We start from the raw sequence: 19,536 nt of genomic DNA, 5'->3' as shown, positions 1-19,536 counted from the left end.
GGTCAGACGGTCGCGAAGAACGCCTTCTCGATGGCCGAGAGGGTCTGGAAGTCCTGGATGTCGATGGCGTCGAAGTCGATCTCCGCGCCGCTCGCGCCCTCGATCGTGTAGACGAGTTCGACGAAGGACAGCGAGTCGACGAGCCGGTTCTCGATGAGGTTCTCGTCGTCCGACACGGACGTGCGGTCCGGGTGGCGGCCGAGTATCCACGCGCGTACGTCTTCGATTCCTGCCGAAGCCATGTCCAACTCCTCGCTCGGGTGGGCCTGTCGGGGTGGGGACGGTGCGGTGCGCCGGTGCGCGGTGGGGCCGTGCGGCGCGGTGGGGCCGTGCGGCGGTGCGCGGTGGGGCCGTGCGGCGGCGGTGCGCGGGGGGCCGTGCGGCGGTCCGGCGGGGCGCGCCCGGGGCGGGGCGGCCGTCAGGCGCCGGAGTAGGCGATCGCGATGGCGCAGGGGTCGTCGTGCGCGATGCTCACCGCGATGGCGCCGACCAGGGACTCGGCGGCGAGGCGGGCGGCGCGTCCGCGCAGCCGCACCACGGGCCAGCCGCCCTCCTCCCGGAGGATCTCGATGTCCTGCCAGGGCAGGGTCTGCCCGGCGGTCCGGAACAGCTTGAAGACGGCCTCCTTGGCGGCCAGCCGGCCGGCGATGCCGGGGACGTCCGGCTCCCGCCCGGTGCGCAGGAGCCGCTGTTCCTCGGCGGACAGCATCCGGGTCAGGGCCGGCCGTCCGTCGGCGGCCAGCAGTTCCCGGACCCTGCCGTAGGGGACCAGATCGATGCCGACCCGTCCCGCGTCCACGTCAGGAGACCTCTCCCGCGGCCCGCTCCACGGCGTCCAGGGCGCGCGCGGCGTCCCGGCCGTGGTGGTCGAGCAGCACCGCGACCCAGCGTTCCAGCCCGAAGGCGACGCAGCTCGTGAAGGCGTGCCCGCCGTCCGGCGCCAGGCGGATGCCGCACCGCTCGCCGAAGAAGTTGCGGTGGGTGTTGACCGAGGCGATGGCCAGGCCGCCGGCCTGGAACTCGTACTTGACCGGGCTGAGCCTCGCCAGCAGCGCCCGCGCCCCGTCCGCCTCGAAGAACGGGTCGGTGGCCGCCCGCTTGTCCAGGGGCAGGCCGAGGGCCCCGGCGAAGTCAGCGATCACCTCCGCGAACCGGGTCACCACCCGCTGGGTGTGCTCGAAGGAGCCGAGCGCGACGATCTCCCGCATCTGGAAGCTCAGCAGCCGCCGCAGTCCGTCGTAGTGGTCCTCGTGCCGGAAGCAGCGGTTGACCAGCGTCACGAGGGTGTCGCCCGGGAGCCGGGTGTCCTCGTAGTACAGGTAGGCGCCGTAGCAGGTGGCGTGGGGCAGGCCGAGCCGGGCGCCCCGGAGGTCGCCGGGGCGGAAACGGCCCGCCTCGGGCTTGCCGCCGCCGTGTTCGAGGTCGAGCGGGGCGGCGGCCAGGGCGAGGTGCGGGAAGTTCGCGTAGACGTCGAACTTCTCCAGGTCGGACACCGGGTAGAGGGGCGGCGGCAGGATCTCGTCGGCTCCGGCGGCCGTGCCCCATCCGGCGAAGACCCGGTCCAGGGCGCGCAGCAGGGCGGTCGGCCCGGGCGGCAGGATCACCAGCGCGTCCCCGGCGGTGCCGTCCCGGCCCCGGGTGAAGTCCCCGGTGCGGTGCGGGCCGGGGCTCACCGGATGATCCCGGTCTTCCGCAGGTACTTGGCGGTCTTGCGGAAGACGGATGCCTCGAACTCGGCGCGGGCGGGCCCCGCCAGCAGTTCCCGGCGCAGCTCCTGCGGCTTGTCGATGCCCGCGTCGCGGTAGACCTGCGGGTTGTAGAGCGACTCGAAGCTGAAGGTCATGTACCGCTTGAGGTAGTCCGAGATGTCGTCCAGCTCCCGCTCGCCCGCGTTCCTCCGGACGTCGGCGTGGAGCGCGGCGACCAGTTCCCGGCCGAAGGCGATGTGCCGGGACTCGTCCTGGTGGTGGATGCGGTTGATGGCCCGGATGGTGTCGTGCAGCCGGTCGTCGAGGGCCATCCGGGAGTTGAAGTGGTCGACCAGTTCCTCGAATATGAGGATGCGGGAGAAGACCAGCAGGCTCTCGACGGGGGACCGGGGAATGTCGGCGGCGACCCCGCCGGGCTGACGGTATATCTTCCCGCCGTAGCGGAGGCAGAATTCCGCGAAGAACCACATGTGCTCGTTCTCCTCACCGATGAAGTGGTGGAAGAACTGCGAAGGGGTTTCGAAACCCGCCGTGTGGATGCGCCGGGTCACCTCGATGAGCAGTTCGCGGATGCCGTGCACATTGAGGCTGTAGAAGTTGATGCTCTCCTGCCGCGAGAGCGCGTGGAGCCGCTCCGGGCCGAGCCGTTCGGCCGCCGGTGTCCCGTGGGTGGTGGTGAGTTCGGGACTCATCCACCACATGTCCTCCGGCAGGGTGTCCGGCCATTCGAAGAGCTTGTACGGGTTGTAGTACTCCTCGACCGATTTGCTGCTCAGCCGGTCCAGGATCGTCAGGAACCGCTCATCCCGTTGAATGAGAGAACTGACCATGCCCACTCCCTCGCGTCGTCCTGGCGGTCGCCAGTGGCAACTGCCCGCCGTTTTTTAATCCGACACGGTCAACTACGTTAGGGAGCCCTATCAGGAGTGGCAACAACCGAAAGCGGACTGTCCTGGACCGGTCAACCCCGAAAGGCGGGGGGCCGCAAACCCCGGCGCCGGACGGTGGAACCGCACGGGGAAAGGGAAGGTGAATGCCCGGGTCCGGGCAGCCCGGCCGCACCGGCCGGGAACGGCTGCTCCGGCGGGCGGTCCCGCTCCGCGCCCGCCGACGCCGGCCCTCCCGCCCGCCCCCGGCCGGAGCCGGGGGCTAACCCCAGTGTCCCCGCCGGACCCGTCGCCTACGGTGACAGCGTGACGGCAACGGACGGGCGGGACCCTGACCTGACGAAGGAACTCGACGCGACCCTGCGGGCCCGCAGGGACCTGGGCGAGGAGTACGACGCGGCGCTGGTGGAGTCGTTCCTGGAGAAGATCGACCGGCGGATCGACGGCGCGGTCGAGCGGCGGGTGCGGCGCGTGCTCGCGGAGGAGCGGATGACGGCGGCGCGGGAGTCGCGCTCGCCCCGGTCCACGGACTCCTTCGGCGAGCGCTTCGGCTTCGGCATCGTCTCGCTGGTCCTGGCCATTCCGCTGTCCGCGATCGGCGGGGGCGTCGGACGGCTCCCCGGGCTGCTGGTCGCCTGGGCGGGCATCGTCGGCGTCAACATCGTCCAGGCCGCCCGCTCCCACCCGGGCCTCTTCGCCCGCGCCCGCCGCCCCGGGGGCGACGAGGACACCTGGAAGGACTGAGGCCGCGCGGGGACCGCCGCGCACCCCCGTCTCCGGGGGCGGGACGGCGGCGGGTCCCCGCGGGGGACGTCCGGACCCGGCCCGGCGGCCGGGCACGGCGCCCTCGGCGCGCACGGAGGTCCGGGAGCCGCTCCGGCGGGTCCGTGACGCCGACGCGCCCCACTCTCGCGCAGGCGTGCGACGCCGGTGCTGCGGGCGCGTTTCGCACGCGTTCCGCTTCCGTGCGGACGGCGGCCCGTGCCCGGTGCGCCGGTCCCCGCCCGGTCCCCGCCCGCCGCCGGTCCGCCCGGTGCGGGTCCCGCGCGTCGGACGCCGTCCCGCGCGGGCGAGGGAGGGTGTGTGCCTCCCGGCGGGGCCGGTCCGCCGCCGGGAGGGCCTGCGCCGCCGCGGGCCGGGGTCACCTCATCCGGTGCCCTTGGCGAGGAACGCCAGCAGGTCCTGGCGGCTCACCACGCCGGTCGGCCTGCCCTCGACGAGGACGATGGCCGCGTCGGCCGCGCCGAGCACCGTCATCAGGTCCGCGACCGGCTCACCGGAGCCGACCTGCGGCAGCGGCGCCGACATGTGCTTCTCCAGCGGGTCCTCCAGCGAGGCGCGCCGGGTGAACAGGGCGTCCAGCAGCTCCCGCTCCACCACCGAGCCGACGACCTCGGCGGCCATCACGTCCGGGTGGCCGGCGCCGGGCTTGACGATCGGCATCTGCGAGACGCCGTACTCGCGCAGCACCTCGATGGCCTGGCCGACGGTCTCGTCCGGGTGCATGTGGACGAGGGACGGGATGGAGCCGCCCGCCTTGTCGTCCAGGACGTCCGCGACACGGGCGCTGGGGCCGGTGTCCTCCAGGAAGCCGTAGTCCGCCATCCACTCGTCGTTGAAGATCTTGCTAAGGTAACCGCGCCCGCTGTCCGGGAGCAGGACCACCACCACGTCGTCCTCGCCGAGCGGCTTCGCCACTTCCAGCGCCGCCACCACGGCCATCCCGCAGGAGCCGCCGACCAGGAGGCCCTCCTCCTTGGCGAGGCGGCGGGTCATCTGGAAGGAGTCCTTGTCGGAGACGGCGACGATCCCGTCGGCGACACCGCGGTCGTAGGCGGTCGGCCAGAAGTCCTCACCGACGCCCTCGACCAGGTACGGGCGCCCCGAGCCGCCGGAGTACACCGAGCCCTCCGGGTCGGCGCCGATCACCCGGACCCGGCCGTCGCTGGCGTCCTTCAGATAGCGGCCGGTGCCGGAGATGGTGCCGCCGGTGCCGACGCCCGCCACGAAGTGGGTGATCCGCCCCTCGGTCTGCTCCCACAGCTCCGGTCCGGTCGAGTGGTAGTGCGAGAGCGGGTTGTGCGGGTTGGAGTACTGGTCCGGCTTCCACGCGCCCGGCGTCTCGCGCACCAGCCGGTCGGAGACGTTGTAGTACGAGTCCGGGTGCTCCGGGTCGACGGCGGTGGGGCAGACGACGACCTCGGCGCCGTACGCCCGCAGCACGTTGATCTTGTCCGTGGACACCTTGTCCGGGCAGACGAAGACGCACTTGTAGCCCTTCCGCTGGGCCACGATGGCCAGGCCCACCCCGGTGTTGCCGCTGGTCGGCTCGACGATGGTGCCGCCCGGCCGCAGCTCGCCGCTCCGCTCGGCGGCCTCGATCATGCGCAGGGCGATACGGTCCTTGACCGAGCCGCCCGGGTTGAAGTACTCGACCTTGGCCAGGACGGTGGCCCTGATGCCCTGGGTCACGCTGTTGAGCCGTACCAGCGGTGTGTTGCCGACGAGGCTGATCATCGAGTCGTGGAAGTGCACGTGGTCTCCGGGGGCGGCGAAGTATGGGGTCGTCTGGGTCCCGCCACCCTATGGCCTGCCGACCGGCCGGTGTCCTGCGCCGTCCGTTCACTCACCGGTGGGATTGGGCAACCGTCCGTACGGGGCAAGCAGTGGGTGTACGGCTCGACGGAGGTGGTGGCGACGTATGACCAGCATGTCGAGGGCCAGGGTGGCCCGGCGCATCGCGGCCGGCGCGGCGTACGGCGGCGGGGGGATCGGGCTCGCCGGTGCCGCGGCGGCCGGGCTGCTGCTGGCCGAGGTGCAGCTCGCCCGGCGGGCGGTGGGCGGCGGCACGCCCGAGCGGGTGCCGAACGCCGAGGGCCTCTACGGCGGCCCCCTGACCGCGGCGGGCGGGACACCGCTGCGGCTGGTGATGCTGGGCGACTCCACGGCCGCGGGGCAGGGCGTGCACCGGGCCGGGCAGACCCCGGGGGCCCTGCTGGCGGCGGGGCTGGCGGCGGTGGCGGAGCGGCCGGTGCGGCTGCGGTCGGTGGCGCTGCCGGGGGCCCGCTCGGACGACCTGGACCGCCAGGTGGCGCTGGTGCTGGCCGACCCGGCCGAGGCCCCCGACATCTGCGTCGTCATGATCGGCGCCAACGACGTCACCCACCGGATGCCGGCCACCCGCTCGGTCCGCTACCTGTCGGCGGCGGTACGGCGGCTGCGCACGGCGGGCGCGGAGGTCGTCGTGGGCACCTGCCCCGACCTGGGCACCATCGAGCCGGTGCGGCAGCCGCTGCGCTGGCTGGCCCGGCGCGCCTCGCGGCAGCTCGCGGCGGCGCAGACCATCGGCGCGGTGGAGCAGGGCGGGCGCACGGTGTCGCTGGGCGACCTGCTGGGACCCGAGTTCGCGCAGAACCCGCGGGAGCTGTTCGGCCCCGACAACTACCACCCCTCGGCCGAGGGATACGCGACGGCGGCGATGGCGGTGCTGCCGTCGGTCTGCGCGGCGCTCGGGCTGTGGCCCGCGGAGGAGGAGCGGCCGGACGCCGCCCGGCGCGAGGGGTTCCTGCCGGTGGCGCGGGCGGCGGCGGAGGCCGCGGACGAGGCGGGCACGGAGGTCGCCGCCGCGCTCCCGACGGGACCGCGGGGGCCCTGGGGCGCCTGGGTCCTGCTCAAGCGGCGCCGCAGGCGCCGGGTCGCCGAGGCGGAGCCGGAGCCCTCGGAGCGGACGACGCGGTAGGCGGGCGGGGCGGGTACCGGCCCGCCCACCCCGCTCCGTCCGGCCGGGGCCGCTACGGATCGGGGGGCCATGGGGACGGTGACCGGCGACCGGTGGTCGCAGCGGTGGCAGCGGCGGACACGGACGGCGCGACGCGCGGCGGGGTGGCGGCGCCGACCCGACCGGACGGGGCGGGAGCGCGGGTGCGTCGCCCGCCGCCGACCGCTCCGGACAGGGCGGGGCCGAGCCGGGGCCGGCGTGGGCCCGGGCGGAGCCAGGGCCGGGCCAGGACGGAGCCAAGGGCAGGGGCCGCGCCCCCGTGGCAGCGGCCGTGGTCACGGCGTACGCTGCCAAGCAAGCGCTTGGACACATGGGGCCCATCTCACACCCCGCCCCCCGTGACCCGGCCACTACGGAGCGGTAACTTCCCAGGCAGCCCCTCCGACCCCGACCCGGCCGCCGCCGCCTGCCCGCCCGCCCCCACCCCGTCCGTACCGTCCCGCCACTGGAGCCGTGATGCCCGAAGCCGTGATCGTCTCTGCCGCCCGCTCCCCCATCGGCCGCGCGTTCAAGGGCTCCCTGAAGGACCTGCGCGCCGACGACCTGACCGCCACCGTCATCGAGGCGGCGCTCGCGCGGGTCCCCGGACTCGACCCCCGGGACATCGACGACCTGATGCTCGGCTGCGGGCTGCCCGGCGGCGAGCAGGGCAACAACCTCGCCCGGATCGTCGCCGTCCGGATGGGCATGGACTTCCTGCCGGGCTGCACCATCACCCGGTACTGCTCCTCCTCCCTCCAGACCTCCCGCATGGCCCTGCACGCCATCCGGGCCGGTGAGGGCGACGTCTTCGTCTCGGCCGGGGTCGAGATGGTCTCCCGGTTCGCCAAGGGCAACTCCGACAGCCTGCCGGACACCCACAACCCGCTGTTCGCCGAGGCCGAGGCGCGCACCGCCGGGACGGCCGCGCGGGAGGGCACCACCTGGCACGACCCGCGCGAGGACCGGCTGACCCCCGACCCCTACATCGCGATGGGCCAGACCGCCGAGAACCTGGCCCGGCTGCGGGGCATCAGCCGCCAGGAGATGGACGAGTTCGGCGTCCGCTCCCAGAACCTCGCGGAGGAGGCCGTCGCGAACGGCTTCTGGGACCGCGAGATCACCCCGGTCACCCTCCCCGACGGCACCGTGGTCGCCGAGGACGACGGACCGCGCGCGGGGGTCACCATGGAGGGCGTCCGGGGGCTCAAGCCCGTCTTCCGTCCCGACGGCCTGGTCACCGCCGGGAACTGCTGCCCGCTCAACGACGGCGCCGCCGCCCTCGTCATCATGAGCGACACCAAGGCCGGCGAACTGGGCCTGACGCCGCTCGCCCGGATCGTCTCCACCGGCGTCTCCGCCCTCTCCCCCGAGATCATGGGCCTGGGCCCCGTCGAGGCCAGCCGGCAGGCGCTCTCCCGCGCCGGGCTCACCATGGACGACATCGACCTCGTCGAGATCAACGAGGCGTTCGCCGCACAGGTCATCCCCTCCTACCGCGACCTCGGCGTCCCGCTGGAGAAGCTGAACGTCAACGGCGGCGCCATCGCCGTCGGCCACCCCTTCGGCATGACCGGCGCCCGCATCACCGGCACGCTGATCAACTCCCTCCAGTGGCACGACAAGCAGTTCGGCCTGGAGACCATGTGCGTCGGCGGCGGCCAGGGCATGGCCATGGTCGTCGAGCGGCTGAGCTGACCCGGCACCACCGGCTGAGAAACCGTCAGTGACCCCGACGGCACCCGGTGTGACCCGACGGCCCGGAACCCCGGAATCCCCTGGGTTCTGGGCCGTTTTGTGACTCAATCTCCCTCAGGATGTGACCTACCTCTCTCAGCGGGGAATCCTCGCAGGTCAGAGGGGTCGAGCGGGCTCCCGGGGGCCCAAAGTCCTGTCCGTTTCGTGACGTTACGCACTGACAGACGGTTAGTCCACCCTTCAAGCTGAGGTAGGAAGTCGGGGATCGACCTTGAACCGGGAGTTGTCAGTGAGCGCCATGCCCATCGCCCTGCTGCTCACCACGGCCGCCACCGGCGCCGTGGGCGTCGCCGTCCTGCGCACCGTCCTGGTGCTGCGCCGCCGGGTCGCGGCCCTGCACACCGAGCTGATCGAGAGCCGTGCCGCCGCCGCGCGGGGCCTCGTCCCGGCCGCCCGGACGACGGCCGACGCCGACGAGATACGCGCCGCCGTCGCCGAGGCCCTCGCCGAGGAGCGCGAGCGGGAACTCGCCGAGGCGCGGGCCTTCTGGGCCGCCCAGGAGTCCCGGGACGCCTCCGACACCCCGCTGCTGCTCGGGCTCTCCGACAGCGAGCTGTTCCTGCCCCGCCAGGCCGACTTCGCGGGTCTGGAGCCGGTGGTGGAGCCGCTGGCCGACCCGGTCGCCGACGCCGAGGAGGGCGCCGCGGAATCCGCCGAACTGGCCGCCGCCCGCCGCCGCCACCCCTCGCACCCCGACTTCGTGCCCACCCCGTCGCCCGCCGTGGCCGACCACGAGCGCACCGTCGCCGCGCTGGAGGAACTGGCCGCCTCCCGCGTCGCGCTGGCCGACGTGCGGCCGGGCCCGCTGGGCACCCTCGACGTGTACGTCTTCGCCGACGGCACCACCCTGTGCATGACGCCGGGCCACCGCGAGACCGCGGAGCGCCTGGCCGCCGCCCTGGCCGGGGGCGAGACCCCGCGCCTCCTCGGCGGCTCGGGCGTCTCCGGCGCCTACACCCTGACCTTCTCCTGCGGCGAGGAGAACGTGTACATCCTCGCCGACCGGGTCATCGCCTCGCTGTAACCGGCGCCCGGACCACCGCGGGCCCGGCGGATTCCGCGGCGCCCCCTCGGCACCGCCGCCGCCCCGCCCGCCGGACCGCACCCGCGCCGGACTCCCCGGCCGCCCGGTTCACACCCCGGCCCGTCCGCGGGCCTCCTCCACCAGGCCCACCGCCTCCTCCACCTGGCCCGGCTCCGTCAGGACCGCGGCCAGGTCGTTCGCGGCGACCGCGATCTGGTCGGCGGCGGCGAACATCCCCGCGTCCGGCATCACCCGGGGCTCGGTCCCCGGCTCCTCCAGCCGCTGGGCGCGCCGGGCCAGTTCCCTGGCCAGCTCCAGCGCCTCCGCGGCGGCCCCGCGTTGCAGCCGGCTCTGCGGCGCGGCCCGCAGACGGTCGGCGAAGTCCTCCACTGCACGGGTCAACGGCGTCGTATCAAGCACGGCGCGAGCGTACGCGCCCGCCGGGGAGGGCCGCCAACGGCGCGGCGCCGGAAGGTGCCCGAAGGCGCCGGGAGGAGTTCCGGTACCGGAAGGAGTGCGGGCGCCGGGAGGTTCCGGACGCACCGGCCGGGCCGAACGTTCCCCGCCGCCCCGGCTGGCGCGTAGCCTCCCGCCCCATGAACCCCCTCACCGACCCCGCCCCCGAAGGCCCCGCCCGGCCCCGGGCCCGCGACCTCGGCCTCGTCGCCGGGGACCTCCCCGCCGGTCCCCTGGACGCCATCACCGACGTGCCCGGCGTCCTGGTCGGGCACACCACCGTCCGCCGCCCGCCCGACGTGCACAGCGGGGTGACCGCCGTGGTGCCCGGCGCGGTCGGGCCGCACTCCCCGCTGCCCGCGGGGGTGTTCACCGGCAACGGCCACGGCAAGCTCATCGGCACCACCCAGCTCGCCGAACTGGGCACCCTGGAGACCCCGGTGCTGCTCACCTCGACGCTCTCCGCCTTCCGGGTGGCCGACGCGCTCGTCGGCTGGATGCTCCGGCGGCCCGGCTGCGCGGAGGTGCGCAGCCTCAACCCGGTCGTGGGCGAGTGCAACGACGGCTTCCTCTCCGACATCCGGTCCCGGCCGGTGCGCGAGGAGCACGTGTGCGCCGCGCTGGACGGGGCGCGCGGCGGCCCGGTGGCCGAGGGGAGCGTGGGCGCGGGCACCGGGACCGGCGCGCTGGGGTTCAAGGCGGGCATCGGCACCGCCTCGCGCGTCGCGGCCCCGGGCGGGGCGCGGCACACGGTGGGGGTGCTGGCGCAGGCGAACTTCGGCGGCACGCTGCGGGTGCTCGGCCGCCGTCTCACCCCGGACTCGCTGGGGCTCGCGGACGGGGCGGGCGCGGGGGCGGCGGAGACCGGCTCCTGCGTGATCGTGGTGGCCACCGACGCCCCGCTGGACGCCCGGCAGCTCACCCGGCTGGCCCGGCGCGCCGTGTTCGCCCTGGCCCGCACGGGCGCGGCGTACGGACACGGCAGCGGTGACTACGCCGTCGCCCTCGGGACGGTGCCACCGGGCACGGGCGGCGCGGCCGTGGCCGACGCGGAACTGGGGCCGCTGTTCGACGGAGTGCTCGACGCGGTCGAGGAGGCGGTGCTCAACTCGCTGCTCGCGGCGTCCACGACCACCGGCTTCGGCGGGCGGACCCTTCCGGGACTGCCGGTGGACCGGCTGCTGGACGCCCTCGCGGCACCCGCCCGGGAGCGCTAGGACCCGGCGTCGTGTCCCCCCGTCCGACCGGCGCGCCCGGTGGCGTCGGGCGGGCGCGCCCGGTGCGCGACGGGCCGCGGCGGGGCCGCGGGGCCCCGGAACGGCGGGAAGGGCCCCGGGCGGGTGCCCGGGGCCCTTCCTGTGCTGCGGCGACGGCCGCCGGCGCTCGCGCCGGGTCAGTCGCTGCTGTTGAGGATCGAGATGAGCCGCAGGAACTCCATGTAGATCCAGACCAGGGTCAGCGTGAGGCCGAAGGCGGCGAGCCAGGACTCCTCGCGCGGGGCCCCGTAGGCGATGCCGTCCTCGACCTGCTTGAAGTCCAGGGCGAGGAAGCAGGCGCCGAGCAGGATGCCGACGATGCCGAAGACGATGCCGAGGGTGCCGCTGCGGAAGCCGAGGCCGTCGCCGCCGCCGAAGACGGCGAACAGCATGTTCACCATCATCAGGAGGACGAAGCCGAGCGCCGCCGCCATCACGAAGCCGTAGAAGCGGCGGTTGACGCGGATCCAGCCCGCCTTGTAGGCGATCAGCACACCCACGAAGACCGCCATCGTGCCGATCACGGCCTGCATGGCCGCGCCGCTGGCGATGCGGTTGTCGACGACGCTGGACACCACGCCGAGGAACACGCCCTCGAACGCCGCGTACGACAGGATCAGCGCGGGCGAGGCCTTGCGCTTGAAGGACTGGACGAACGCCAGCACCATGCCGATCAGCGCGGCACCGATGGCGATGCCGTAGGAACGCCCGATGTTGGCGTCGTCGACCGGCAGCAGGGCCCAGGACAGGGCGGCGGTGACGACCAGCAGGCCGAGGGTGCTGCCGGTGCGGATGACGACGTCGTCCATCGTCATCCGGTCGGCGACGGCGGGCGCCTGCGGCGGCACGCCGTACTGCGGGTCCTGCGTGGCGTACGGGTTCTGCGCGTAGGGGTTGCCGGACGGCTGCGCGTACGGGTTGCCCTGGGTGGCGACGGCGGGGCCCCCGGCCTGCGGCGCGGCGTTGAAGCCCGCGTAGCCGTTGTCGCGGCTGAACCCCCGTCGCGAGAAGACCGGGTTTCTGCTCCTCATTTCACTCCTCCATGGCCACACGGCGCAGCCTTGGGCTCAAGAGTAATAGAACGGCAAAGGATTGACCCTACTGCCTGGGGAGGATCTTTCCCTCCCTCTTTGACGGAACACGCTACGCGGACCGGTGACGCTCCTCACGGGCGGGGTGCGCGCGCCGCCGGGCCGGGTGCGGGCGGACTACGCGTCCAGCGGGAAGCCGGTGTAGCCCTCGGCCAGGTCCGTGGCGGCGGCCCGCGATTGGGAGATCCGGTCCAGCCGCGCCACCTGGAGCCGGTCCTCGAAGGGAGTGGCACCGGGGTCGCGGTGCAGCATCGTCGTCATGTCGTAGGAGAACCGCTCGGCCTGCCAGACGCGGCGCAGACAGGTGGCGGAGTAGGCGTCCAGGAGGGCGCCCGAGCCGGTGTCCCGGCGGTGGGTGAGGGCGCGGGCGAGGGTGACGACGTCTCCGACGGCGAGGTTCAGTCCCTTGGCGCCGGTGGGCGGCACGATGTGGGCGGCGTCCCCGGCGAGGAAGAGCCGGCCGTGGCGCATCGGCTCGTGGACGGCCGAGCGCATCGGCGTCACCGACTTCTGGGTGATCGGGCCGCGCCGCAGCGTCCAGCCGTCGTCGGTCTCCAGGCGGCGGTCGAGCTCGTCCCAGATCTCCTCGTCGCTCCACGCCCCGGCGTCGGTCCCGGCCGGGACCTGGAGGTAGAGGCGGGAGACGGACGGCGAGCGCATGGAGAGCAGGGCGAAGCCGCGGTCGTGCCGGGCGTAGACCAGTTCGTCGTGGGAGGGGGCGACGTCGGCGAGGATGCCGAGCCAGGAGTAGGGGTAGACGCGCTCGAAGCCGCGGCCGAGGGAGTCCGGGACGGCCTTGCGGGCCACGCCCCAGGAGCCGTCGCAGCCGACGACGTAGTCGCACTCCAGGACGTCCTCGGTGCCCTGGTGGCGGAAGCGGACGCGGGGACGGTCGGTGGTGGCGCCCTCCACCGCGAGGGCCTCCGCCTCGAAGAGGAGCGGGGCGCCGTCCTCGGCGTGCAGGGCGATGAGGTCCTTGCAGACCTCGGTCTGGGCGTAGACCATCACGGACCGGCCGCCGGTGAGCGCGGGGAAGTCGACGCGGTGGCGGCGGCGGTCGAAGCGCAGCTCGACGCCGTCGTGGCGCAGTCCCTCACGGTCCATCCGCGCGCCCGCTCCGGCGGCGCGCAGGACGTCGACGGTGCCCTGCTCCAGGATTCCGGCGCGCTGGCGCTGCTCGACGTAGGCGCGGTCCCGGCTCTCCAGGACGACCGAGTCGATCCCGGCGTTGTGCAGCAGCCGGGCGAGCAGCAGTCCGGCGGGGCCGGCCCCGATGATCCCGACGGTGGTGCGCATCGGTCGTTCCCTTCGGTCGGTGTGGGTGCGGCGGCACGGCGCGCCGGGTGCGCGGCACGGGTGCGGCGGCGCGGGTGCGGCGGCGCGGCGAGCATTTGTTCGCCTGGTGAAAATTCCTTCACTTTCTGGGGGTGAGTCTCTGCCGTGTGCCTCCATCTGTCAACGCCCACCGGCCCGCCCACCGCCCCGCGCAGCGGCCGGGCAGGGCGGAGGGGGCGACGGGAAGGTGGGGCGGGCGACGGGAGGGCCGGGGCGCGGGCGACGGACGGCGGGGGCGGTCACCGCCGTCCGCGCACGTGCCCGGACGGCGCCGGGGCGCGACGACGACGGCGCGGGCGAACGGGCCCACCGCCCGCGCCGGCCGGGCGGAGACGATCCCGCCCCCTCGGACGGGGGCGCGGGCGGGGGCACGGGCCGGAAGCACCGCATCCCGGGCGAGGCCGGGCGGGGCCGGACGGGACGGAGGACGGCGGCGAGGAGCCCCGACGGGCCCCGCGCGGGCGGGCGGTGGGCCCGAAGGAGCCGACCCGCGGCGGGAGGACCGGCCGGCCACGGGAGGAAGGCGACGGCGACAGGAGGGCCGACCGGCCACGGAAGGAGGGCGACGGCCGCAGAGGGGCGGCGCCGGGAGAACCGGCCGACCGCGGGAGGACCGGTCGGCCGGGGAAGCGCGAACCCTGGACCCGGGACGTCCGACGCCCACCCCGGACCCCGCCCCGGCGACGGCACCCCGCTCGCCCGGCGGCGCCCCGGCGCGCCCGATGGCGCCCCGCACGCCCCGCGGTGCCCCGGCGCGCCCGGCGCGGTCGTGGGACCGGCGGCGCGGCCCGCCGTCCCCTAAGATACAGACAAGTCTGTTCATACAGGGTAGGGGAGCGGGATGACGCAGCAGGAACGCGGCAGGAGGTCGAGACGGAGCATCCTGGAGGCTGCCGCCCAGGTCTTCGACGAACGCGGTTACGACGCCGCGAGCACCAACGAGATCCTCGCCCGCACCGGTCTCACCCGGGGCTCGATGTACCACCACTTCCCGTCGAAGAAGGCCATCGCGATGGCCCTGGTCGACGCGCACGCCGAGGCCCTGGAGGTGCCCGACCAGCCGGTGAAGCTCCAGGCCGTGATCGACCTGACGCTGGAGTTCTCCCGGCGCCTCCAGATCGACCCGGTGCTGCGCGCCAGCGTGCGCCTGACCATAGAGCAGACGTCGTTCGACGCGCCCCGCCAGACCGCCTACGAGCAGTCCGGCACCGCCATCCTCGGCCTTCTGCGGCAGGCCCAGGACCAGGGCGAGATCCTTCCCGGCGTCGACGTGCGGGAGGCCACGTCGCTGATCATCGGCGCCTTCACCGGACTCCAGATCGTGTCCCAGGTGTACACCAACCGCGCGGACCTGCCCGAGCGCGTCACCGCGTTCTGGCGCTTCACGCTCCCGGGCCTGGCCACCCCCGGGCTGATCGGCCGGCTGCGCGTCGTCCCGCCCGCCGTCCCGGCCCCGGAGGCCGCGCCGCCCGCTCCCGCCGCCGCTCCCTGACCCGGCCGCCCGCGGGAGCCGCGCGCCCGCCTCAGCACCGCCCCTCCTCCACCGGTGCCACCAGGGGGCGCAGCAGGCCGCTGAGCCGCTGCAGTGTCGTCCGGTCCCACCAGCGGGGGTCGGTGTAGCCGAGCGACTCGATCCCGGCGGCCACGGCGAGGACCAGATCGGCCGTGCCGGGCTCCGGCGGCCCGCCCTCCCAGCGGGCGCGGCTCACCCTCTCCCGCACCAGGGCGGGGAGTTCGTCGCGCAGCAGCGGCGGGCCGGCGGAGCCGTCCGCCGCCAGCCGCACCCCCGCCCGGACCACCGTCTCGGCGCGCAGCGCCCCGCCCAGGGCCACGAGGAAGCGCTCGGGGGCGTCGGCGGCCGGGCCCGCGAACGCCTCGTCCATCAGCTCGACGAGCCGGCCGCGGGCCTGCCCGTAGACCTCGGCGGTCAGCTCCCCGAGCGAGGAGTAGTGGTGGTAGAGGGCGCCCCGGCTCACCCCCGCCCGGCGGCAGACGTTGACCAGCCCCGCGTCGGCCGGGCTCCCGTCCGCGATCAGCTCGGCCGCGGCCCGCACGAGGGACCGGCGCGTCCGTTCGGCCCGCGTCTGCATCAGATCCGCTCCCGCCCGCTCCCGCCGCAACATGAGGTGCCGCAGGCGTGGGCACCGGCGACACCAGAGAGCATACAACTCTGCCTGTTTTGATGGGCAGGGCGAAGCGCGGAACACCCACCAGAATCGTTGATGATTGACCGAAACCCGGCCCCTGTCGGTCGCGACCAGGGATCTTCATTCACGCCCCGAACCATCGAACAGGGTTGCCATATAGACAGCCCTGCCTGTTACCGGTCGCCCAAGGCGACGGGATCGCGCGGTGCGGGCCCGGCGGACCGGAATCCGCCCCGGCCGCCCCCTTCCCCCGGTGGCATCCCCGTCCCCGGCCGTCCCGTCCCGGCCCCGCGGGCGCACAGCACAGCGGCGCCCCCCGCCCCCGCCCCTCACGCGTCCCGGTGGTCCTTGAGGAGGCGCTGGATCTCGGCGAGGGCCTCCCGGTCGGCATGGCCGCCGGACGCCAGGGCGTCCAGCCGGGCCGCGGCGCGGAAGTCGTAGGCCCGTTCCTCGTCCTCGCCCGGCACCGCCGCGTACGCCTTCCGGTCCGTGAACCCCACCGTCAGGTCCACCGCCTTGGCCAGCAGCCAGGTGAGCGCGAAGGAGAACGCCGACACCGCGAGGACGGCCACGACCTGCTTCCAGAGGAGCGTCCCGCCGCCGCCGTAGAACAGCCCCTTCTTGCCGCTCACCTGGGCCGTGGCGAACAGGCCGACCATGATCAGGCCGGTCAGCCCCCCGGCGCCGTGCACCCCGACCACGTCCAGGGTGTCGTCCACGTCGATCCGGTACTTGAGGGTGACGGCGAAGGCGCAGACGAACCCGGCGACCAGCCCGGTCACCAGCGCGCCGGTCGGGTCGATCTCGCCGCAGGCGGGGGTGATGGCGACCATGCCGGCCACCGCCGCCGAGCCGACGCCCATCATGGTGACCCTGCGGGTGCGCCAGTACTCCACCAGCGGCCAGGTCACCATCGCCCCGGCCGCGCCGAGCTGCGTGTTGATGAAGGCCGTCGCGGCGGTCCCGGTGTCGCGGACCGCGGAGCCCGCGTTGAAGGCCAGCCAGCCGAACCAGAGCAGCGCCACGCCGATCATGACCAGGGGGATGTTGTTGGGCCGCGGCTCCTGGCGCCGGAAGTCCGCCGGGCCCCGCACGACCAGCGCGGCGGCCAGCCCGGCGATGCCCGAGTTCAGCTCCACCGGCAGGCCCCCGGCGAAGTCCAGCGCGCCCAGCCGGGCGGTGATCCAGCCGTGCTCCGTGTCGAAGACCCAGTGGGCGAGCGGTACGTACACGATCAGCAGCCAGAGCGCGGAGAAGACCAGCCACCCCCGCATGGTCGCCCGGCCCGCGATGGAGCCGCTGATCAGCGCGACCGTGACGATGGCGAAGCCCATCTGGAAGGTGGCGTACACATAGGTGGGGATGGAGCCCGTCAGGGTGGTCGGACCGATGCCGCGCAGGAAGGCGTGGTCCAGGTTGCCGATGAGCCCGACACCCCCGGCGTCCGGGCCGAAGGCGAGCGTGTACCCGACGATGTACCAGAGGATGCTCACGAAGCAGAGCGAGGCGAAGCTCATCTTGAGCATCACCAGGATGTGCTTGGTGCGCACCATGCCGCCGTAGAAGAAGGCCAGGGCGGGGGTCATCAGCAGCACCATGGCCGCCGCGGCCAGCATCCAGGCGGTGTCGCCGGAGTCGTAGGCGGGCGGCATGGGGGCGGGTGCGGTGATCACGGCGGTACCTCCTACGGTTTGCGCAGGTCGGGGGCGGGGTGACCGGTGAGCAGACGGCGCACGGCGTCCCAGGCGGCGCGGACGGCGGCGGTGACGGCGGGCTCCTCGTGGGCGAGCACCCGCACCCAGGCCCCGCACTCCCCGGGGAGCACGCTCGCCCCGTGGAGCACCTCGTGCCCGGCAAGGGAGGCGTGCAGGGCGTCCGCGATCCCGGCGGCGGGGCACCGGCCGCTCACCACGAACAGGGAGGCGACGTGGTCGTGCCCGGCGAAGACCCCCGGCCCGTCCACCCCGCCGCGCCCCCCGGGGCGCAGCCGCAGGGTGTCGGCGGCCAGGAGGGTGCCGTCGGGGCGGCGGAACTCCAGGTCGCCGCCGAGGACGGTGTAGGCGTGCCGCTCGCCCCGCGCGAGCCGCCCCGCGGTGACCGTCTCGCCGTACACCACCGTGGCGTCCTCGTGCACGGTGACCACGGCGCTCTGGTGGAAGCGGGCGCCCGCGAACGGGATCAGCGGATCGGGCAGGTACTCCACGTAGGCGCCCTCGTCGGCGGAGAGCCGCACGAGCTGCGTCGCGTAGTCCTGCTCCATCCGGTAGACCTTGGTCGCCGCCTGGGTGGTGAACAGCGCCTCGGTGCCCGGGCCGCAGCGCAGGTCCTGGCGGTAGCGGTCGGCCTGGGCGACGCCCCCGCCGGTGGCCATCACATAGGTGACGGCCATGCCGGGCAGCGACGGGTCGACGTGCAGCGGGCGCATGATCTCCAGCGGCGCCTTCTGGTACCGCTCGACCAGCTCCGTCCGGTCCCCGCGCCGCGCGAACCCCAGGTCGAGGATGCCGACCTTGGCGGGCGAGCCGGGCCCGAGCGTCCGGGGCGCGCCGGCGTGGGCCGCCAGTTCCGGCGGCAGCCGGGCGGGCTCGTAGTACTCCGGCGCGAGCCGGTCGCGGACGGCGGGCATCTCAGATCAGGACCTTGCGCCGCGAGGCGAGGAAGGCGGCGACCTCGTCGACGCCCGTGCCGGTCAGGCAGTCGGTGAGCACCACCGGGCCGTCGCCGCGCACCCGGTGGGCGTCGGACTCCATGACGCCGATGTCGGTCCGCACGTACTGGGCAATGTCGATCTTGTTGATGACCAGCAGGTCGGAGTCGGTGATTCCGGGCCCCCGCTTGCGCGGCATCTTCTCGCCCTCGGCGGTGTCCAGCACGAAGACGAAGACGTCGACGAGGGCGGGGCTGAAGGTGAGCGTCAGGTTGTCGCCGCCGCTCTCGTAGAGGAGGACGTCCACGTCGGGGCAGCGCTCCAGCATCTCGGCGCCGGCCGCCAGGTTCATCGTCGGGTCGTCGCGCACCGCGGTGTGCGGGCAGGCGCCGGTCTCCACGCCGACCACCCGGTCGCCGTCCAGCACGCCCGCCAGGGTGCGGCGGATGTGCTGGGCGTCCTCCTGGGTGTAGATGTCGTTGGTGATCACGGCGGGCGTGCGGCCCTGGCCGATGAGGACGGGGACGAGGGCCTCGATGAGGGCGGTCTTGCCCGATCCGACGGGGCCGCCGATTCCGACGCGCAGGACGTTGTCCGTCATGGTCCGATTTCCTTTCGATGGGGACGGGCCGGGCCGCCGGGGGTCCGGCACCCGGTTCGGGCGGGGTGCCCGGCACTCCCTAGCTGGCGAACAGGCGGGCCTCCGCCCGTTCGTGGCGGGCCGACATCACGTCTACCGCGAAGGTGGTCGCCCCGAGGTCGTCGAGGTCCCGGGCCAGGGCCTCGCGGGTGGCCCGCTCGATGACCGGGGCCGCGCCCCGCAGCAGGACCTGGGCGAGCCGGTGGTCGGTGAGCCGCAGCCGGAGCGCCGCACCGGCGAAGCTGGCGCAGAAGGCGAACAGGTCGGCGGCGACGGCCTGCCGGACCGGCACCCCGGACGCGGCGTGCACGACCCCGGCGGCCACCGCCTGGGTGCCCGGCGCCCGGCGCTCCGCCACCGTGCGGTGGTAGCGGACGATGCCGGGCCCGCCGAAGACCTCCGCGGCCAGGTCCAGGAGCTGCCGCCCGGTGCGGATGGCGGCCTGGCGGGACTCGCGGTTGAGCTTCGTGGCGTGCAGCCGCCGGTCGACGGCGGCCACGGTCTCCCAGTCCCGGGCCGAGGCGGCCCGGTGGGCGAGGGCGAGCGCGGTGGCGTCGGAGGGGCCGACGCCGTGCCGCAGCACGTCGTGCAGGAGCGCGGGGAGCGTGTCGCGGTCCACCGCGCCCTGCTGGGTGAAGCCCTCCAGGCCGTGGGAGAGGGTGTAGAAGCCGCTGGGGAAGGCCGAGTCGGTGAGCTGGAGGGCGGTCAGCAGCCGCCCCACCGCCGTCGCGGCCGGGGCGGCGGCGGTCCCGGGCGGTGCCGTGCCCGGTGGGGCGCCGGGGCCCGGACCGGCGGCCTCCAGGGTGGTGTCCTCGTCGCGGAACATGGG

General features: G+C 74.6%; 19 protein-coding genes. 6 read left to right on the top strand and 13 right to left on the bottom strand.

What is annotated here, in order from left to right; all coding sequences use genetic code 11:
- Positions 1–2: 2 nt before the first annotated feature.
- From GTY84_RS03390 to GTY84_RS03375, 4 genes are all read right to left on the bottom strand, one after another.
- Complete coding sequence (locus GTY84_RS03390; RefSeq protein WP_161224577.1) at positions 3–242, bottom strand: acyl carrier protein; 240 nt, start codon at positions 240–242, stop codon at positions 3–5.
- A gap of 176 nt (positions 243–418) precedes the next feature.
- Complete coding sequence (locus GTY84_RS03385) at positions 419–799, bottom strand: 4'-phosphopantetheinyl transferase superfamily protein (RefSeq protein ID WP_161224576.1); 381 nt, start codon at positions 797–799, stop codon at positions 419–421.
- 1 nt (position 800) lies between these two features.
- Positions 801–1,673: a hypothetical protein gene (locus GTY84_RS03380; protein WP_345943330.1), complete on the bottom strand. Its 873-nt coding sequence runs from the start codon at positions 1,671–1,673 to the stop codon at positions 801–803.
- Entirely contained in the window at positions 1,670–2,539 is an 870-nt protein-coding gene (locus GTY84_RS03375; protein WP_161224575.1) for a diiron oxygenase, read from the bottom strand. Before GTY84_RS03375 ends, GTY84_RS03380 begins: the two co-directional genes overlap by 4 nt.
- 363 nt (positions 2,540–2,902) lie before the next feature.
- On the opposite strand from GTY84_RS03375, the gene GTY84_RS03370 reads away from it, so the two are divergent.
- Positions 2,903–3,340: a hypothetical protein gene (locus tag GTY84_RS03370; RefSeq protein WP_161224574.1), complete on the top strand. Its 438-nt coding sequence runs from the start codon at positions 2,903–2,905 to the stop codon at positions 3,338–3,340.
- A gap of 402 nt (positions 3,341–3,742) precedes the next feature.
- Here GTY84_RS03370 and GTY84_RS03365 read toward each other — a convergent pair whose 3' ends face one another.
- Positions 3,743–5,131, bottom strand: coding sequence for a cystathionine beta-synthase (locus GTY84_RS03365; protein ID WP_161224573.1), 1,389 nt, complete (start codon positions 5,129–5,131; stop codon positions 3,743–3,745).
- 166 nt (positions 5,132–5,297) lie between these two features.
- Between GTY84_RS03365 and GTY84_RS03360 the strand changes: the two genes are divergently transcribed.
- From GTY84_RS03360 to GTY84_RS03350, 3 genes are all read left to right on the top strand, one after another.
- Entirely contained in the window at positions 5,298–6,335 is a 1,038-nt protein-coding gene (locus GTY84_RS03360; RefSeq protein ID WP_161224572.1) for an SGNH/GDSL hydrolase family protein, read from the top strand.
- A gap of 495 nt (positions 6,336–6,830) precedes the next feature.
- Positions 6,831–8,051: an acetyl-CoA C-acetyltransferase gene (locus tag GTY84_RS03355; RefSeq protein WP_161224571.1), complete on the top strand. Its 1,221-nt coding sequence runs from the start codon at positions 6,831–6,833 to the stop codon at positions 8,049–8,051.
- Between the two features lie 289 nt (positions 8,052–8,340).
- Positions 8,341–9,135 (top strand): hypothetical protein, encoded by a 795-nt coding sequence (locus GTY84_RS03350; protein ID WP_161224570.1) that lies wholly within the window; start codon positions 8,341–8,343, stop codon positions 9,133–9,135.
- A gap of 108 nt (positions 9,136–9,243) precedes the next feature.
- Here the strand turns inward: GTY84_RS03350 and GTY84_RS03345 are convergent, their stop codons facing one another.
- Positions 9,244–9,555, bottom strand: coding sequence for a hypothetical protein (locus GTY84_RS03345; RefSeq protein ID WP_345943329.1), 312 nt, complete (start codon positions 9,553–9,555; stop codon positions 9,244–9,246).
- Positions 9,556–9,731: 176 nt separating this feature from the next.
- On the opposite strand from GTY84_RS03345, the gene GTY84_RS03340 reads away from it, so the two are divergent.
- A complete protein-coding gene (locus tag GTY84_RS03340; RefSeq protein WP_161224569.1) occupies positions 9,732–10,808 on the top strand; it encodes a P1 family peptidase in 1,077 nt (358 codons plus the stop codon).
- A 176-nt stretch (positions 10,809–10,984) separates the two neighbouring features.
- On the opposite strand, the gene GTY84_RS03335 is transcribed toward GTY84_RS03340, so the two are convergent.
- Both GTY84_RS03335 and GTY84_RS03330 read right to left on the bottom strand, forming a co-directional pair.
- Positions 10,985–11,878 carry a Bax inhibitor-1/YccA family protein gene (locus tag GTY84_RS03335; RefSeq protein ID WP_161224568.1) on the bottom strand — a complete coding sequence of 298 codons (894 nt, stop codon included), beginning with the start codon at positions 11,876–11,878 and terminating at the stop codon, positions 10,985–10,987.
- Between the two features lie 177 nt (positions 11,879–12,055).
- On the bottom strand, positions 12,056–13,234 hold the full coding sequence (locus GTY84_RS03330; protein ID WP_161224567.1) for a 4-hydroxybenzoate 3-monooxygenase: 1,179 nt from the start codon (positions 13,232–13,234) through the stop codon (positions 12,056–12,058).
- 880 nt (positions 13,235–14,114) lie between these two features.
- On the opposite strand from GTY84_RS03330, the gene GTY84_RS03325 reads away from it, so the two are divergent.
- Positions 14,115–14,765 (top strand): ScbR family autoregulator-binding transcription factor, encoded by a 651-nt coding sequence (locus tag GTY84_RS03325; RefSeq protein WP_161224566.1) that lies wholly within the window; start codon positions 14,115–14,117, stop codon positions 14,763–14,765.
- Between the two features lie 31 nt (positions 14,766–14,796).
- On the opposite strand, the gene GTY84_RS03320 is transcribed toward GTY84_RS03325, so the two are convergent.
- The 5 genes from GTY84_RS03320 to GTY84_RS03300 all read right to left on the bottom strand — a co-directional run bounded on the left by GTY84_RS03320 (position 14,797) and on the right by GTY84_RS03300 (position 19,533).
- Entirely contained in the window at positions 14,797–15,363 is a 567-nt protein-coding gene (locus GTY84_RS03320; protein WP_161224565.1) for a TetR/AcrR family transcriptional regulator, read from the bottom strand.
- Positions 15,364–15,749: 386 nt separating this feature from the next.
- The gene (locus GTY84_RS03315; RefSeq protein WP_161224564.1) at positions 15,750–17,093 is read right to left on the bottom strand and encodes an ammonium transporter; all 1,344 of its coding nucleotides are present in this window, start codon (positions 17,091–17,093) and stop codon (positions 15,750–15,752) included.
- An 11-nt stretch (positions 17,094–17,104) separates the two neighbouring features.
- Complete coding sequence (locus tag GTY84_RS03310) at positions 17,105–18,046, bottom strand: urease accessory protein UreD (RefSeq protein ID WP_161224563.1); 942 nt, start codon at positions 18,044–18,046, stop codon at positions 17,105–17,107.
- 1 nt (position 18,047) lies between these two features.
- Positions 18,048–18,668: an urease accessory protein UreG gene (gene ureG, locus GTY84_RS03305; RefSeq protein WP_161224562.1), complete on the bottom strand. Its 621-nt coding sequence runs from the start codon at positions 18,666–18,668 to the stop codon at positions 18,048–18,050.
- Between the two features lie 79 nt (positions 18,669–18,747).
- Positions 18,748–19,533, bottom strand: coding sequence for an urease accessory UreF family protein (locus GTY84_RS03300; RefSeq protein ID WP_161224561.1), 786 nt, complete (start codon positions 19,531–19,533; stop codon positions 18,748–18,750).
- Positions 19,534–19,536: the final 3 nt, after the last annotated feature.

It is taken from the genome of Streptomyces sp. SID8352, from assembly GCF_009862265.1.
Taxonomy (GTDB): Bacteria; Actinomycetota; Actinomycetes; order Streptomycetales; family Streptomycetaceae; genus Streptomyces.
Note: the sequence above shows the minus strand (reverse complement) of the source record. Positions and strands in the feature narration are given on the sequence as shown.